The sequence below is a fragment of the Candidatus Didemnitutus sp. genome, from assembly GCA_019634575.1.
GTDB lineage: Bacteria > Verrucomicrobiota > Verrucomicrobiia > Opitutales > Opitutaceae > Didemnitutus.
Genome location: JAHCAY010000001.1, coordinates 2,556,546 through 2,573,113, shown reverse-complemented (window position 1 = coordinate 2,573,113; position 16,568 = coordinate 2,556,546). Strand labels below are relative to the sequence as shown.

The 16,568-nt window shown below is 66.9% G+C and carries 12 protein-coding genes; 1 reads left to right on the top strand and 11 read right to left on the bottom strand.

The features are described from left to right. Window positions 1–4: 4 nt before the first annotated feature. From KF715_10840 to KF715_10790, 11 genes are all read right to left on the bottom strand, one after another. Window positions 5–937 carry an ABC transporter substrate-binding protein gene (locus KF715_10840; GenBank protein MBX3737178.1) on the bottom strand — a complete coding sequence of 311 codons (933 nt, stop codon included), beginning with the start codon at window positions 935–937 and terminating at the stop codon, window positions 5–7. Between the two features lie 97 nt (window positions 938–1,034). Beyond that, window positions 1,035–2,402 carry a HAMP domain-containing protein gene (locus KF715_10835; GenBank protein ID MBX3737177.1) on the bottom strand — a complete coding sequence of 456 codons (1,368 nt, stop codon included), beginning with the start codon at window positions 2,400–2,402 and terminating at the stop codon, window positions 1,035–1,037. Further along, window positions 2,399–3,067, bottom strand: a complete 669-nt coding sequence (locus tag KF715_10830; GenBank protein ID MBX3737176.1) for a response regulator transcription factor — start codon at window positions 3,065–3,067, stop codon at window positions 2,399–2,401. Before KF715_10830 ends, KF715_10835 begins: the two co-directional genes overlap by 4 nt. 1 nt (window position 3,068) lies before the next feature. After that, window positions 3,069–3,866, bottom strand: a complete 798-nt coding sequence (locus KF715_10825; GenBank protein ID MBX3737175.1) for a cytochrome c — start codon at window positions 3,864–3,866, stop codon at window positions 3,069–3,071. After that, window positions 3,863–5,113: a hypothetical protein gene (locus KF715_10820; GenBank protein ID MBX3737174.1), complete on the bottom strand. Its 1,251-nt coding sequence runs from the start codon at window positions 5,111–5,113 to the stop codon at window positions 3,863–3,865. The genes KF715_10825 and KF715_10820 overlap by 4 nt, the downstream gene beginning before the upstream one ends. A 20-nt stretch (window positions 5,114–5,133) precedes the next feature. Continuing rightward, window positions 5,134–6,066: a polyprenyl synthetase family protein gene (locus KF715_10815; GenBank protein MBX3737173.1), complete on the bottom strand. Its 933-nt coding sequence runs from the start codon at window positions 6,064–6,066 to the stop codon at window positions 5,134–5,136. Next, the gene (locus KF715_10810) at window positions 6,063–6,614 is read right to left on the bottom strand and encodes a YceI family protein (protein ID MBX3737172.1); all 552 of its coding nucleotides are present in this window, start codon (window positions 6,612–6,614) and stop codon (window positions 6,063–6,065) included. The genes KF715_10815 and KF715_10810 overlap by 4 nt, the downstream gene beginning before the upstream one ends. A 62-nt stretch (window positions 6,615–6,676) precedes the next feature. Continuing rightward, window positions 6,677–8,755: a response regulator gene (locus tag KF715_10805; protein MBX3737171.1), complete on the bottom strand. Its 2,079-nt coding sequence runs from the start codon at window positions 8,753–8,755 to the stop codon at window positions 6,677–6,679. Further along, a complete protein-coding gene (locus KF715_10800) occupies window positions 8,752–9,129 on the bottom strand; it encodes a response regulator (protein ID MBX3737170.1) in 378 nt (125 codons plus the stop codon). Before KF715_10800 ends, KF715_10805 begins: the two co-directional genes overlap by 4 nt. Then, entirely contained in the window at window positions 9,126–12,638 is a 3,513-nt protein-coding gene (locus KF715_10795) for a GAF domain-containing protein (protein ID MBX3737169.1), read from the bottom strand. The genes KF715_10800 and KF715_10795 overlap by 4 nt, the downstream gene beginning before the upstream one ends. Window positions 12,639–13,250: 612 nt before the next feature. Continuing rightward, the gene (locus tag KF715_10790; protein ID MBX3737168.1) at window positions 13,251–14,288 is read right to left on the bottom strand and encodes a glycosyltransferase family 2 protein; all 1,038 of its coding nucleotides are present in this window, start codon (window positions 14,286–14,288) and stop codon (window positions 13,251–13,253) included. Window positions 14,289–15,312: 1,024 nt separating this feature from the next. Between KF715_10790 and KF715_10785 the strand changes: the two genes are divergently transcribed. Then, entirely contained in the window at window positions 15,313–16,560 is a 1,248-nt protein-coding gene (locus tag KF715_10785; GenBank protein MBX3737167.1) for a hypothetical protein, read from the top strand. Window positions 16,561–16,568: the final 8 nt, after the last annotated feature.

Sequence of the window (16,568 nt, the reverse complement as noted above, 5' to 3'; positions counted from 1 at the left end):
ACGATCAGTATTGCCGCGCGGGCAGGGCGGCGGCGGCGTTCTTGGCGTCGAAGAGCTCGTCCTTGTTGTAGGCCTTCTTCGGGACCGTCTCGCCCGCGAGAAGCTTCGCGACGGTGTCGTAGACTTTCGGGCCGAAGAGCGGGTTGCACTCGACGGTGCAATTCAGCCGGCCGTCGGCGACGGCTTTCACGGCTTCGCGGATGGCGTCGATGCTCACGAGCACGATGTCTTGGCCGGGCTTGAGGCCGGCTTCCTCGATGGCCTGCGCGGCACCGAGTGCCATGTCGTCGTTGTGCGCGTAGACGATCTGGATGGCTTTGCCGTGCTTCTTGAGGAAGGCCTCCATGACCTGCTTGCCGCCGCTGCGCTCGAAGTTGCCGCTCTGGGAATCGATGATCTTCAGCTCCGGGTGATTCTTGAGCGCGTCGGCGAAGGCCTTGCGGCGCTCATTGGCCGGCGCGGAGCCGGGGGTGCCTTGCAGCTCGACGATGGCGCCCTTGCCGCCGGTGTGCGTGGCGAGCCATTCGGCGGCCAGGCGGCCTTCCTCGTAGAAATCGGAGCCGATGAAGCAGGCGAACAGCGACTCATCCGCGGTCTGGATGCTGCGGTCGGTGAGGATGACGGGGATCTTCGCGCGCTTCGCCTCGCGGAGCACGGGGTCCCAGCCGGTCTCGACGATCGGCGCGATCACGATCGCGTCGACGCCCTGCGTGATGAATGAGCGGACGGCGCGGATCTGATTCTCCTGTTTGCCCTGCGCGTCGGAGAACTTCAGCTCGATGCCGCGTTTGGCGGCTTCGGCTTTCATCGACTCGGAATTGGCGGTGCGCCACGCGCTCTCGGCGCCGGTCTGCGCAAAGCCGACGCGGAGCGGCTTGGCGAGGAGGAAGGCGGGCAGCAGCAACGAGACGAGCAGGGCGAAGCGCAGGGTTTTCATCGGGGAACAGCGGGTTGGGCGGGGCGGAGAGCACTAAACTTTCGCCCGGGAGCGTTTGCACGCGCCGATTCGCTTGACCGTCAAGCTTCGCTTCCGACTACGTGCGCGGCAGCGTCACGATCACGCGTAGGCCGTGCGCGTCGCGCCGGTTTTCCGCGCGGATGCTGCCGCCGTGCAGCTCCGCGATCGCGCGGCAGATTGCGAGCCCGAGCCCGTGACCACGCGGCGCCGTCGCGGCGCTGTCGCGACTGAAACGCACGAACCGCTCGAACACACGCGCGAGCTGCTCTTCCGGCAGGCCGGGACCTTCGTCCGCGATCGCGAGAGTCCAATTCGCGCCGTCGGGCCGAGACTCGAGTGTCACGGCGCCGCCCGCGGGCGAGACCGCCACGGCATTCGCGACGAGATTCAGCAGCAGCTGCCGCAGCAGATCCGGATCGAGCGTCAGTTCGCCGGAGGCATTTTCACCGCTCCGGAATTTTGCGCCGCGATCTTCCGCCAATGCCTGCGCGTCCTCGGCGAAGCCTGTCACCCACGCCGCGATGTCGATGCGGCGCTTTTGCAGCGGCACGGCACCCGCTTCCGAGCGGGCGAGAAAAAGCAGGCGATCGATGATGTGATTGAGCGAGCCGATTTCCTCGAGGATGTCGTCGACCGCGGCGCGCAACTCCTCCTGTCCGCCGACGCGCTGCCGAATTTTCTCCGCGTTCAGGCGCACGAGCGCGAGCGGCGTCTTCAGTTCGTGCGAGGCGTCGGCGGAAAACTGCCGCACCTGCTCGAACGAAGCCTGCAGCCGGTCGAAAGTTTCGTTCAGCAAATGCGACAACGATGCGAGCTCGTCGCTCCCGGCCACCGGAATGCGCTGGCCGAGGTTGTCCGCGCTGATCTTGCGCGCCGTCGCTTCGATCGCCCGCAGCGGCCGCAGCGCCTGCCGGCTGAACGCATAGCCGAGACCGACGCTGAGCAGTGCCACGCCGCCGACGAGGCCGAGGCTGATGCGGATGTAGTCGCGCAGCATGCGCTCGCCGCTGACCAGGGAGCTGCCGACCATGATGCGCCACGGGCCGACGCGATACGACGAGAGGCGCACGCGCCCGAGGAAAGGCAGGCGCGTCGTCCAATGCGGAGTCGCGTCGCCGTTGGCGGGCAGGATGGTGTCGCCGAGATTGTCGGAGCGGAAGACGATCTTCTCGCCCGGCGCGATCACTTGGATGAGGAACAGCGCCGCGTCGCTGTCGGCGTCGTGCTGGATGCGTTGCTCGACCTCGTCCTCGGTCAGCCGCGTGTCGGTGCCGAGCAGTTTCCCAATCTCGGCCGCCTCGACGTCATGCAGGAGCTCCAGGCCGTGCTCGATCTGGTGGTTGAGCAACAGTCCGCCGGTCAACAGCACTGCGCTCGTCGTGAGCGTGACGAGGATCGCGAAGCGGGCCGTGAGGCGCGCGGTGAACGTGCCGAGGAATTTCATGCGAGCTGGTAGCCCGTGCCGCGGATCGTCTTGATGAACGGTCCGCTGCCGGGGCGCTCGAATTTCTGCCGCAGGCGCCGCACGTAGACGTCGATCAGGTTCGTCTCGAGGTCGTAGGACGCGTCCCAGACTTTTTCCGCGATGAGCGTGCGCGTGAGGACGCGGCGCGGGTTGTGCAGGAACAGTTCCAACAGCGCGAATTCGCGTGTCGTCAGCTCGACGGCGCGACCGTCGCACTCGGCGACGCGCGACAGCAGGTCGAGCCGCACGCCCTTGTGCTCCAGCACGGTGGTGCGCTGGCCGGTGCTCGGGCGGCGCAGCAGCGAGCGCACGCGGGCCACGAGCTCGTCGACGCTGAAGGGCTTCGGCAGGTAATCGTCCGCGCCGAGATTCAGGCCGCGGATGCGATCCTCGACGGCGTTGCGCGCGCTGAGGATGAGCACCGGCTGGTCGAAGCCGCGCGCGCGCCATTCGCGCAACAGATCGAGCCCGTCGCCGTCGGGCAGCCCGAGGTCGAGCACGACGGCGTCGTAGGGCGACTCCACGATCGCGTCCCATGCGGCGGCGCACGTCGCGACTTTCCGCACCGTGTAGGCCTGCTCGGTGAGCGCGTTTTCCAGAAAGCGGGCCACCTTGGGCTCGTCCTCGACGATCAGGATTTTCATCTCAGCGTCGGGTTTCCTGCCACGAACGGACGACGCGGGCGAGCCCGAGAATTTCCCCATCGCGCAGATACTCGTGTCCCGCCATCGGCGAACCGGGCAGGCCGAACTTGATGATGCGCGCCAGCTCGAGCTCCACGTCCGCTCCGGGGGCGAGATGCCGCCAGGCGCCGGCGCCCCAATCCGGCGGACGCACGCTCAGCCGCGCCGCGAGCGGCCCGTCGCCGCGTCCGGTGTCGCCGTGGCAGTGCGCGCACAGTTCCGCGAACAGCGCGGCGGCCTTCGGACGCTCGAGCGCGGTGGTGCTGGACGGGAGCCGCCACGCTGCGCGCTGTGCCAGGCGTTCGGGAATGGTGTCGGCGCCGAGAGAGGAAAGATACGCGACCAGCGCCTCGCCGTCGGAATCCTCGCCGGCGAACAGATGCGCGTAGGACGGCATGCGCGAGCCGGGCGAGATCGTGCGCGGCGCCTGCAGGTGCAGGCGGTTCCACTCGGCGGTGCGGCGATTGCCGACGTTGGCGAGATCGGGGCCCTGGCGGCGATTGCCGGGCAGAGGCGGGCGCTGTTGCAGGAGCTGCGCGAGCGGCGTGGCCGGCCCCCAGCGCTCGATGTCGAGCGGCGCGTGCGGTCGGACGTATTGCGAGTGGCAATGGATGCAGCCTTCGCGGATGTAGACCTCGCGGCCTCGCTCGGTCCACGCGTCGGCGGCGCGACCGCGGGCGGCCAGCAGCGCCGCGCCTCCCAGCGCGAACGCGAGGCGAATTCGCCAACGGCGGGAAAGGCCGGCCGTGAGCGCGCTCATGGTTTCCAGGCGTCGCGCAGCCATCGCCCGGACGCGTCGAGCATCGACAGGCCGCCGATCAGGCGCAGCCCGAGCAGCGCCTGGGTCCAATTCGCGCTGCGGAAAAGTTCGCCGCTGCGCTCCGTCTCCAGCGCGCCGAGCACGAGCGTCGCGACCACGTAGACGCCGCAACCGGCGTGCCAGCGCCAGAACGAGCCCCGGTCGACCGCCTGCCGTGTGAGCGCGGCGAGAATCATCCCGTTCACGCTGGTCACGACGCCCGCCATCGCCAGGTGCGCGTGGCCGACGAGGCCGTGGGTGAACTTCAGCGCCTCGGAGACGCCGGGCAGGAACGTCACCCAACCGCTCACGATCAGCAGCGCCCACCACGCGAGTGCCGCCGCCATCCACGCGCGCGCCGCCGGCGGCCAGTCGAAGCCGCGCCAGTAGACGCCGAGCAACGGAATCCAGAGTCCCAGCAAACCCAGCGCGACGATCTGCGCGAAAGCGTGATGCGACGTGTTGCCGTGGTCGATGGCGGCGAACGCCAATCCGCTCGCGCCGAGCATGCCGATGACCGCTCCGCGCCAAACCGCCGCGCCGCGCGGCGCGAGTCGGAGCAGATGCGGCAGCAGCAGGAAGATCGCCACGATGCCCAGCGTCGACCCGAGCAACGCCGCGCCGGTCGCGCCGCCGCTGTCGGGATTCACGGCCGGATAGACTTCGCGACCCGTCGACCAAAACAGCACCGCGGGAACCGGCAGAAGCGCTGCCAGCACGAGCGCGCGGAGCGCGCGACCGGCGGGGGAGAACCCGTTCCACGCGCCCGCCGTCAGGCGCGCCAGCACGCCCCACAGCACGAGCATCGCTGCGGGCAGCAACGGCCGGGCGCTGCCCGCCCAGTCGAGAAACAATTTCCCGCTCACGCCGCCGCCGAGCCACGTCAGCCCGCCCAGCGCGAGAACGAGCGACCAGCCCGTGAGCGCGAGGCGCGCGGGCGCGAGCGCGCGCCCGTCGGCCGGCGCGGAACACCACGCCAGCAGCGCGCCGACGATCGGCAGCGAGCACCAGCCGTAGAGCTGCCAGTCGAGATGCAGCGGCACCCAGCGCCCATACGTCAGCGGCACGAGCGCGTCGCCCGCGGCGGGCCAGACCAGTGCGATGGCCAGCCAGACGCCGACGAGATTGGCCGCGACGAGCCAGCCGTAGCTGTGCCGCGCCACGAGGCGCGCCAGAGCAGGGGACGGAGCTTCGTCCCGGGCGGGCATCGCACCGTTCGCGCCGTGAATCACGCCGCGCAGTGCTGGAGGTCCACGCCGCAGCGGTGCCGCCGCAGGAGTGCCGCGTTCAGGTTTGCCAAATAACTCCACCGCGCCGGGCCGAGCGTTTGCAGCGTGCGCAAGGCCTGTTCCGCCTGACCGCGCAGCCGCGCGAGGCGGGCGACGGCGCGTGCGCCGCCGAGGGCGAGGCCGAGATTCGGCCGCGCGAGCTGACGGTCGCGCCCGCGGGTCTTCTCGGGCGCCGCCTGCTCCACGGCGAGATCGGCGAGGTCGTCGGCGATTTGATAGGCCTGGCCCCAATACACGCACAGCGCATTCAGCGCCCGGCGTTCGCGGCGCGTGGGCCGCGCCAGCTCGGCCGGCAGCAGCACGGCGAGCGAGAACAGCGCCCCGGTTTTCCGGGCGGCGATGCGGCTCACCAGCGCGGCGGAGCGCGTCGAGCCGGCGAAGGCGAGATCGAGCGCCTGGCCGCCGACAAGTCCGTGCGGCCCGAGCGCGCGGTCGAGCAGGGCGGTCGCGCGCCGGCGCACCGCAGCGGGCGCGGCGGCCAGCGCGGCGTGCGTCAGCGCGTAGGCGCGGTTGATCAGCGCCAGTGCGGCGAGGATGGCGGTGGCTTCGCCGTGGAGGCGGTGCACGCAGGTGCGGCCGCGGCGGACCGTCGCGTCGTCCATGCAGGGGAGGTCGTCGAGCAGCAGCGAGGCGGTGTGGAAATATTCGATCGCGACGGCGAGCTGCGCGGCGCGCCGGAGCGGCCAGCCGTGATGGCGCGCGGCGACGAGCACGGCGCAGCCGCGCACGAGTTTGCCCGGATGCTCCGCCCCCTGCCGCAACGCCGCGCGCAGCCCGCGCTCATCGCCGGCCGACGTCGGCAGATGCCGGTGCAGCGCCGCCCGCAGGGCGCGCTCCGGGCTGCGGGAGGACGCGGGAGTCCGGCGCGTCATGCGAGTTTGCCTTGGAAGTGGAAGCGCACGCGCACCACCGGGTCGACTTTGAGCAGTCCCATCATGCGGATGATTGGCAGGCCGAATTCACGGGTGTCGATCGGCGCCTCGCCGTCGATCGCGTAGGTCGCGCCCGCGTGGGCGACGGTGACCGGGAAGTCCAGCTCGCGGGTCACGCCGTGGAAGGTGAGCTTGCCGCTGGCGTGCGACGATCCGTCGGCCGCCGTGGTGACGGCGGTGAGCTCGAAGCTCGCGTCGGGAAATTGGTCGGTGTGTTGCCATTCGTGCATGGCGGCGTCGCGTTTCGGTTTTCCCGTAAGGACGTCGCGGAAGTGAAACGACAGCCGCGCGGCGACAATGTGCCCGCTGTCGTCGGCGGCGCCCGTGAGCTCGTAGGCGGCGAGCTTGCCGGTGAACGAGTCGATGGTGGCCTTGACGGTGACGTCGACGGTGGATTGGGCGGGGTCGAATTGGACGGCGTGGTTGGCGGCGATCAGTCCGTTCGCACCGAGGGCGAAGGCGAGGAGGAGAAGGAGACGCGATTTCATCCCGGAAAGCCTAGCGGGGTGAAATGAACGTCGTTTGAACGCGGAATGAATTCCCGTTCATCCTACGGCGCGACCTGCAATGCGCGGGCCAGCGCGACGCTGAGCGATTGCGGCGAGCAGGGCTTCATCAGCAGTTCGAAATCCTTGTCGGGCTGCTCCTCGTCGAACTCCTCGAACGACAGGTAGCCGGTCATGAGCACGATGGGCAGGCGCGGGCGCTGCTGGCGCACTTTGCGCGCGAGCGCGATGCCGCTCATGCCGCCCATCGAGAGATCCGTCAGCAGCGCGGCGAAGCTCCCGGGAGCGGTCGAGAATTTCAGCAGCGCCTCCTCGGCCGACGAGCACACCACGGGATGATAACCGATTCTCACCAGCACGGCTTCGACCAGGTCGCGCACCTGGCGATCGTCTTCGGCGACGAGGATCGTCTGCCCCGCGCCGAGCAGCAATGCGCCGGCGGGCGCCGGCTTGAGTTCCTGCGCGTGGCAATCCGCCGCCGGCAGGTAGAGGAGAAATTCCGCGCCCGTGCCCGGCGTGCTGCGCACTTCGACGTGACCGCCGTAGCTCGTGATGATGCCGTGGACCACGGCGAGGCCGAGACCGGTGCCCTGGCCGGCGGGCTTGGTGGTGAAAAACGGCTCGAAGATCCGGCGTTGCAGGCGTGGTTCGATGCCCGGGCCGGTGTCGCCGATGGACAGGACGGCGTAGCGGCCGGGCCGGATGTCCACCACGTCGTCCTCCGTCATCGTCGCGCTCCGGGCGGTGACGCGGATCTGGCCCTGGCCCTTCATGGCGTGGTTGGCGTTCGTGATGAGGTTCATCAGCACCTGATGCATCTGCGTGGCATCCACGCGCACATCGGGGATGTCGGGCGCGAGGTCGACCGAGAGTTGGATGCCGGCGGGGAGCGTGGGGCCGGCGAGTTTCAGCGCGTCGGTGACGACGTCGCTGACCGCGAAAACCTGCCGGACGGGCTCCTGCCGGCGCGAGAAGGCGAGGATCTGGCGCACGAGATCGGTGGCGCGTTCGCTGGCCTTCAGGACGGCGGTGAGCGCCGGCTGGGCCTGCTGCGGCTGGTCGAGTTGCGAGAGGGCGAGCGAGGTCTGGCCGATGATCGCGGTCAGGATGTTGTTGAAATCGTGGGCGACACCGCCGGCGAGCACGCCGAGCGCCTCCATTTTCTGGAGTTCGAACAACTGCGATTGGAGCGCGCGCTCGTGCGCCTCGGCCCGATGCCGCTCGGTGACGTCGCGGAACGTCCAGACGCGCCCCGGGCCGGTGTCGTCGCCGGCGAGCGGGCGGCAGAGGCGTTCGAAGACGCGGCCGTCGGCGAGCCAGATCGTTTCCGGACCGACGGCATCGCCGCCGACGGCGTGCTCGCGCCAAGCCAGGGCGCACGCGCCGGGATCGGCCGCCTGCGCGCACAGGTTTGCCACCAGCGTGGAGAACGACGTGGTCGGAAGCTCCGTCGCGGGCAGGCCCCACAGTTCGGCGAAGCTCCGGTTCCACGCGATAATGCGGCCGCGCGCGTCGACGGCGAGGATGCCGTCCGCGGTGCTTTCGAGCGTGGCGAGTTGGAGCGCGGAGGCGGCGCGGGCGCTGCGCTCGGCGGCGCGGCGGCGGCCGACTTCCTCGCTGAGGGCGAGGTTGGTGCGGAGCAGCTCGGCGTTGGCGCGCTCGAGTTCATGCATCTTGCTCTCGAGCTTCTGCACGAGGCGGGCGTTGTATTGCGCGAGATAGTCGGCCGGATCGGCGGGCGGCGGCGTGGCGGCGGCGGCCGGTGCGGCGAGGTTGTTCAACGCGGCGAGGATCGCCTCGGGCTCGGCGGGCTTGAGCAGGTAGGCGGCGGCGCCGAGTTGCAGGCCGAACTCGATGTCGGCCGACCCGGTGTAGGTGGCGGTGTAGAAGAGGAACGGCACCGCGCGCAACGCGGCATCGGACTTCACCTCGCGGCAGAATTGGAAGCCGTCCATCACCGGCATGAGGATGTCGGAGACGATGACGTCGAAGCTCTCCGCGCGCAGGCGGTCCAGTCCCTCGCGGCCGTGCGCGACGGACACGCAGCGGTGTCCCGAGGCCGTGAGCAGCTGCTCGAGCATGTAGCGATTCTGGGCGAGATCGTCGGCGATGAGGATTTTCATGCGGGGGAGGGCAGGTGCGCCGCGACGCGCGACGCGAAGGTGAGCGGATCGAAGGGTTTCTCGATGTAATCGCGGAAGCCGATCGCGAGGGCCTTCTCGCGGTCGCCGGCCATGGCGTAGGCGGTCACGGCGACGAGCGGCAGGACGGCGGTCTCCGGATCGGCGAGCAGTTCGCGCGCCGTCTCGTAGCCGTCCATGATCGGCATCTGCAAATCCATGAGCACGACGGCGGGTGGCGGGCCGGCGCGCACGCGGGCGAGGCACTCGACGCCGTTGCGGGCGAGGTCGACGTGGAAGCCGTGCTGCTCGAGCAGGAACGTCGCGAGGTAGACGTTGGCCGGGTTGTCTTCGACGAGGAGCACGCGGGGTTTCATGACCACGGGGGAATGCTGTTGTCGGTGCGGCCGGCGAAGGGTGCCACCAGCGGCAGCCGCACCCAGAACGATGAGCCGCGGCCGACTTCGCTCTCCACGCCGATTTCGCCGCCGAGCAGATGCGCGAGCTTGCGGCAGAGGTAGAGGCCAAGGCCGGTGCCCTCGTGGTGGCGGCGCGCGGAGCCGTCGAGCTGGCTGAATGCGCGGAACAGCCGCGCCTGCGCCTCGGCGTCGATGCCGGGGCCGGTGTCGGTGACGCGCAACAGCGCGCCGTCGTCCGCGCGCTCGAGCGTGATGACCACGCTGCCGCGCTCGGTGAACTTCACGGCATTGTTGGCGAGGTTCATCACGATCTGGAGGAAACGCTTCCGGTCGCTGCGCAGCACGAGTCCGGGCGCGCGATCGTCGACGCGGCACTCGAGCGCCTTCAGGCGCACCATCGGGGCGAGCGATTCGACGCACTCGCGCAGCACGGCGCCGGCGGGGAACTCCTTCGCCTCGAGTTGCAGGCGGCCGGCCTCGATGCGCGAGAGGTCGAGCAGGTCGTTGATGAGCGAGAGCAGGTGGCGCGCGGAGCCGTAGACGAGCGCGAGCTGCTTGCGCTGCTCGTCGTTCACCGGACCGGCCATGCCTTCCTTCAGGATGCCGGTGAAGCCGATGATCGAGTTCAGCGGCGTGCGCAGCTCGTGGCTCATGGTGGCGAGGAACTCGGATTTGAGCCGGTCGAGTTCCTTGAGCTTGTCGTTGGCCGCGGCGAGCTCGGCGGTGCGGGCGGTGACGCGGGCCTCGAGGTTCGCGTTCAGCTGGCGGATCTGCTCCTCCGCGCGGACACGGTCGGTGACGTCCTCGACGAGCGAGGTGACGCCCATGATCTCGCCGTCGACGTCGCGCAGGAGCGTGTTGTGCCAATCGCAGATCACGGTCGCGCCGTCGGCGCGGCAGTTCTCGAAACGGGTCACGAAGTAGGCGCGGCCCGCGAGCAATTCCCGCCACGCGCCGCTGAGGCGCGCGCGGTCGTGCTCGGCCACCATCCAGAAACCGTCCAAGCCGAGGACTTCGTCGCGCGGGCGGCCGAACAGGCGTTCGGCGGCCGGGTTCCAGCCGATGATGCGCAGCTGGCGGTTCCAGTCGATGGCGGCGAGCGGCGTGCCGTCGATCAGCAGTTGGAGGCGGCGGCGGGAGCGCTCCATCTCGTCCTCGGCGAGCTGGCGCGCGGAGGCTTCGAGCGCCAGGGCGGCGAGATCGGCGATCGCGGAGGCGAAGATTTCCTCCTCGGGTTCCCAGGTGCGCGTGCCGGAGGCGTGTTCGAAGCAGACGACGCCGACCAGCTCGCCGCGCGAGAAGATGCCGGCGTCGAGCAACGCCGCCACGCCGCGCGGCTGGAGGCGGCCGGCGACGAGCTCCACGGTGCGCGGATCGTGCAGCGCGTCCGCCGCGGCGACGCGCCGCCCGGTGGCGAGCGCGGACCAGTAGCCGGCGATCTGGGCGAGTTCGATTTGCGCGCCCTGCGTGTGCCCGCCGCGGACGAGGTCGTGTTCGTTCATCAGCCAGAGGCGGTTTTCGCCCGGGCGCACCAGCCACACGCTCGCCCGCACGACATCCAGCGCCTCGGTGCTGACGAGGCACAGCTCGCGAAACGCGCCGGCGAGCTGGCCGCCGCGCAGCTCCGGACTGAAGGCGGCGCGGGAGAGCGCGCGGTGCTGGCGCGCGAGGCGTTGCGCGCGCGCGGCCTCGCTCGCCTCGAGGGCGCGCCGGCCGGAGCGCTCCAGTTCGAGCGCGACGAGATCGGCGGCGCCGAGCACGAGGATTTCATCCTCGTGGGTCCAGGACCGTCCGGGTTGCAGGTGGTGGAATGAGAACACGCCGGCGATCTCGCCTTGCACGCGGATCGCCGAATCGAACAGCGCGACGTGCGGCAGGTGGGCGAGCCACTCGCGGTGCAGCCGGGCCGTGCGCGCGTCGCACGCGGCGTCGTGGGTGGCGATCCGGCCGTCGCGCTGGAGGGCGAGCCAGTATTCCGGGTGCGCCTCGGTATCGATGACGACGTTGTCGATGAACTTCTGTGTCGCTGAATCCCACATGGCGAGCAGCCGCAGTTCCGGGCTGCCGGGCTCGCGGAACCAGATGGCGGCGCGCGAGACGTCGAGCGCCTCGGCGCAGGCGCGCACGCTCTCACGCCAGAACTCGGTGTGATCGCGGCCAGCGATCGCCTGGGCGATCTGGCGGAGGGCGCGGTTGGAGCGGCGGAGCCGCGTGGCGTTCTCCTCGGCGGTCTCGCGCGCCGCGGCCAGTTCCGCCTGCCGTGTGCGCACGCGCGCCGCGAGATCGTTGAAGGCGCGGGCGAGCCGCACGATTTCCTCGGGGCCCTGTTCGCTGGCCGGACGATCGCGCGCCAGGCTGGGCTCGAGGCTGGCGACTTCGCCGGTCAGGCGCGCGAGCGGGGAGGCGAGCGAGCGGGTGATGAGGCGCACGCCGAAGACGGCCGCCACGGCGAGCAGGCCCAGCGTGATCCACGAGAGTTTGAGCTGAAACTCGAGGTCGGCAGCCACTGCGGCGCGAGGCATCACGATCGCGACGGTCCAGGGCGGGGCACCCTCGCCGCGCAGCCGGTCGACGCCGGCGACGTAGTCTTCGTCCTTCAATTGGAAGTGGAGCAATTCGTCGAGCTGATGCGGCGTGGTGGCGGTGCGGCGCAGCCACTCGGCGACGATGGGCACGGCGGGTTCGCGTTGGAAATCCTCGGCGCGCAGGTCGCCGCGGGAAACGTAGTCGGAGTGGGCGACCGCGCGGAATGTGCCGTCGCGCCGACTCTCCATGACGAAGATGCGGCCGGGCAGGTCGCGTTGCAGCTCCTGCATGAAGACCGACAGCGAGTGCGTGTCGAAATCCACATCCGTCACGCCGACGAGGCGGCCGCTCGCGTCGCGCCACGGTGCGGCCAGGGTTGCGCCGAGCGTGGCGGGTTGGTTTTCGTTGTCGCGGAAAAGATAGCTGTCCGTCCACACCGGCCGGTTGGCGGCGAGGGCGTCGGTGTAGAACGGGCGGGTCCGCGGGTCGTAGCCGTTCCACGGCAGCGTGCGGCGGAAGTGCATGCGGCCGGCGGCGTCGGGTTCGTAGACGTGGATCTCGCGATGGCCGTCGGGGCGGACGATGTAATGCCGGAGGGTGGCGCCGGCGGTGCGGCGTTCGAGCATCGCGTATTCGCCGTTCTCCGCGCGGGCGATGCCGACGTAGGCCAAGGTGGGACGCGCGACGAAGGAGGGGGCGAGCGCGTTGAGCACTTCGGGCAAGGGCGTCTTCCCATCGTTGGCCTGGAGGGCCCGCATCAGCACCTCGTGTTGCGCGGCTGCGACGCTGGTGATGCCGGTGAGCCGCGCCGAGGCGCGCACGAGCGCCTGACGCGCGACGGTGGAGACGTGTGCCTCCTCGGCGCGGCGTCCGAAGTAGTAGGTGACGGCGCCCGCGGCCACGAAGCTCGCCATCAGCAACAGCTGCACGGCGAAGGTCATCCGGGAACGGAAACCGTGCCCAAGGAGCCGGGGAATTATCTGCATTCGACGAGGGGCCCGTCCATACCATGGAGGACAAGTTCCCCGGATGAAACATCGATTTCATCCCCACTTCCGCTCTCCGCAGTGCGGGTGTCGTTTTGACCGACTTTCCGCCGGCGGTTGAATCAAAATTCCGGATGCCAAAAAAGTCGGCGCCTGTGCGTCCGACCTCCCGAGAGAGGGGCAGGGATCAATTTTCCACACATAGCGGAAACGTGGAACCAGTTTGGCAGCCGAAGCGGACGACCTCTGTGCCGGCAGTTGGGTGGAACCATTTCCCCGAACGAAACAGAGCCGGCTAATGCGAATCACGTGCGTGATGAGCCGCTAAACGGGAGTCCCAATTCGGTGACGCTAAGGTCCATCTGCTGATTTGGGGCTTTCCCGTGCGCTTCATTAATCAGCAGCGGCAGACGCGACAGCACTGCCACGCTCATGCTGCGTGCCGCGCGGCATCGGCGCTGGCACCGAAGTGCTGACAGATCAAGGTCATGACGAGATTGGTGCTAGTGCGCCTCGAACTCGCCGCGGCATCAGCCTATGATTCTTGGCCGGCTCAATCGCGCGAACTCACCACAGCGACTCGTGCGAATCCAATCTCGTCAAAAGTTTCTTGAGCGCAGTGGGGTCAATAGTCCGGCAACTGGAATAGCTGTGATTTCGCAGTTTCATAATTTTCGCCGCCATTTCAGGGCCCACCAACGCGGCGAGGAAGCTGAACCATTTGCCGCCGAGGCATTTTATTGGTCCCCGAGGGGAGTGCCTCCATACAGACAATAGACGGTCGGCAAAGACCGGGGGGAAATCTCTTGGCAGACGGCGCCAGCTATCAAACGCGGTTTCGCCGACGGCGATCCTGGCCTCAATTGTGCTCGGTTCAATTGGACAGCGTTGAACAAATGCTTCCACCAATAGTAACGCCTCGACGGCGAGGCGTTCCCAGTTTCTGCTAAACCGAAAATCGGTGTGCGGACCTACTGCGGTGAGTGGCCGGTGAATCTTTGCGAAACGAGGGGGGGCTATGAGCATGTTATAGTAGTTCCATACATCACCCACCCAATCGAATTTTCGGAAAGGCGGAATTAGCGGTTCTTCAAGCGTCTTGAGTAGATAAGATCTCTTAAAAGAGATGCCGTGCGGCAGTGGTTGGATCTTCAGCAATAGGTCTATACCGTTCTTTGCCAACGGAAGCGTCCATCCGCCTGTGAACTCCGCCTCGTAGTTCTCCAGAAGGCGTACCTCTGAGATATCGTCGTACACAGCATCTACATCCTCCCTTGAATGGGCGGCGTAATGTGCATCCAGTTTTGCTGGATGAATAAGATCGTCGGAATCTAAAAAGAGTACGACGTCGCCTCGCGCTTCCTTCAGGCCGGCAAGTCTCGCGGAAATAGAGCCTCCGTTTTCCTTTCTCAGGATCCGAATCTGGTTATCCGATTTCTTAAGTAAATCCTCCCGAGCGAGCGGCTCCTCCGATCCATCGTCCACCAACACAACTTCGCCGCAATTCCCGAAGCTATACAGTGACCGCCGAACACTATTAAGGGTGAATTTTAGGGGTCCGATCCTGCCGCATGCTGGAATTATTACACTGAAACGCATATCCATATTTTATGGAGAAGGAATGTTGCCCGCCAGTCGAAGATTATCTAGTTTTGAAAGTTAAATTTAACGAGCACGCGCCAGCTAGAAAAGGTGAATTGCTTGGGGCGAAGTCGCGCGAAATTCTCTGATCCGAACTGTCTCAGTATCGGGATCGTTGATAAATAGATGGTAGGCCATATGTCCTCTCTTTCGCTATTCATAGAGACTCCACGGATCAATTCTCGGCCCTGAATATCTCCCGATAGATCGTTTAGTTGAATACCTTGCCCTGTCGAGTGCAATTGCGAACTCAGAGTTATTGAGTCACCGTTTCTCGTGGTGGTTGAGTTATTGGCCAAAGGCAGCGACGTGCGTAACGGAATGCCCACCGAAAGCGGATATCTCGAAAGCTTCGGCGGTCACTGCGCGATGAATGTTTCAGCGACCATCTGTCCTTTGCGATCACTGATGCGCGACCGAAGCTTAAAGTGGCGAAAAGATGATAATCTCCGGTCGCATACGATCTGGGTTCGCGGTCACCGGCAGACTGCGCCAGAGCACGCGCGAATCACCCCAAAGCCGACAATCCAAGCCGAGGAAATTGGAGCCTCCACTGTCCAGACGGCGGGATCGGCGCGCAGGGTGGATAATGTTCGCGCTTGCTCGCGCCATAGAATGGTGCGCTGGGCGCGGGCCGTGCATCTTGGACACGCAAGGGCGGTGTTGCGACTGCCGGAGAATCTGATGATGTGCACCGGAACCACAATCGTCTTCGAATGCGAAGCGACGTGGAAGCCCGCGGCTCCCCGACATGGATCTGGGAGGATAGCCTCATGCGCGGGCTGAAACTTCCTTATTTTCGCTTAAGCGTACTATAGCCAGCTTGACTGAGGCCTGTTTTAGTTGTCTTTTTTGGCGCGGCAGAGGCACAGGTTTGTTCTGTGCGCTTATCGCTGTTCTTATATACGGTCACCTCCGAAGTACGCATAGCCAATAATAAACCACAGGGCCAAACGTGGTTGGTAGCGAGCGTCGGAATTGTTTTCTCATGAAATCCAACGGATATCACGGTGATCGTATCTTCAATTTCTACCAAATCGGATCACTGATTTGGCTAATTGCGCTTTTTCTGACGAATGCGGATGCTCAGGACCTCTCGGTCAACGGGAAGCTCGATGTCGCCGGGAACGTGGATATCGCCGGCAATCGGCTTACGCTGGGGGCGCAATCTGGCTCATATGGTGCCGGGTTCTTCTACTTTGATCAGGATACGGACACATTCAGCCTCCGACTCAATCGCCCCGTGTCGTCGTGGCTTTGGGAATACGAGTTAGTGGGGTCGACGCGACCCTCCATGCGACTGGATGCCGCCCATAAGCTCATCGTGTATGACGCGAATGGCAGCGCCGCCATATCGCTCGACTCCGGCGCAAAGAAGCTCGTGCTCGGCGACGCTTTCCTTCAGCGCGACACAGCTGGCGTCCTGCGTACGCCGGGCGGTCTGGTGGTGGACGGAGCATTCAGCTCCTCCTCGCTCACCGCGACCACAGGCACTATCACGGGGGCGGCCGGCGACGGGCTGACGCTCAACGCCGGGGGCAGCGACAACTCGATTATCCTTGTGCCGACCGGGATCGGCGTGGTTCGCGTTGGCGGTAGCTTGGTGCCTAACATAGACGACGCCGCGGACTTGGGAAGTTCATTGCTGCGGTGGCGGACCGTCCACGTGAAGGGCCAGGCGCAGGTTGGGAGTCTTTTGCTCGAATCCGGATCAATCATCGGCGACACGTCTTTGATCTTGGCCGCCGGTGGCGCGGGAGAGAACGTCGACATCGCGGCGAACGGCTCCGGGCGCGTGCGTGTGCATTCGCGATTGGACATCAGTACGCCGGAGGCGACCATCGCGCGTTTCACGCGCACGGGTACAACGCCGGACGAAGCCGGCATGCAGTTCGATGCCGAAGGCGCACTGGCTTCATTGCACGCCACGAACGTCGCCGCGCTCCGGATCTCAATCAACTCGAATGAGGCGGTGAGAATCGATGAAAACGGGAACATCTTAGTCGGGCGCACGGCTCCCGCTCCAGCCGGGCGCATTCATTTGCCGGATCACACCACAGCCGCCGGGGGAATTGCGTTAGGTGATGACGTGGTCCTGCACCGCGCTGGACCGCAAGAGCTGAAGACTAACGCCCAGTTCACCGCGACCCGTGGAGCGCGATTCGACGGCCCGGTCCGAATCGCGCCTCAAGGCGACATACCGATGGGTGAATTCACGGCTGAGCCGCAACCGTAACCTCGCCA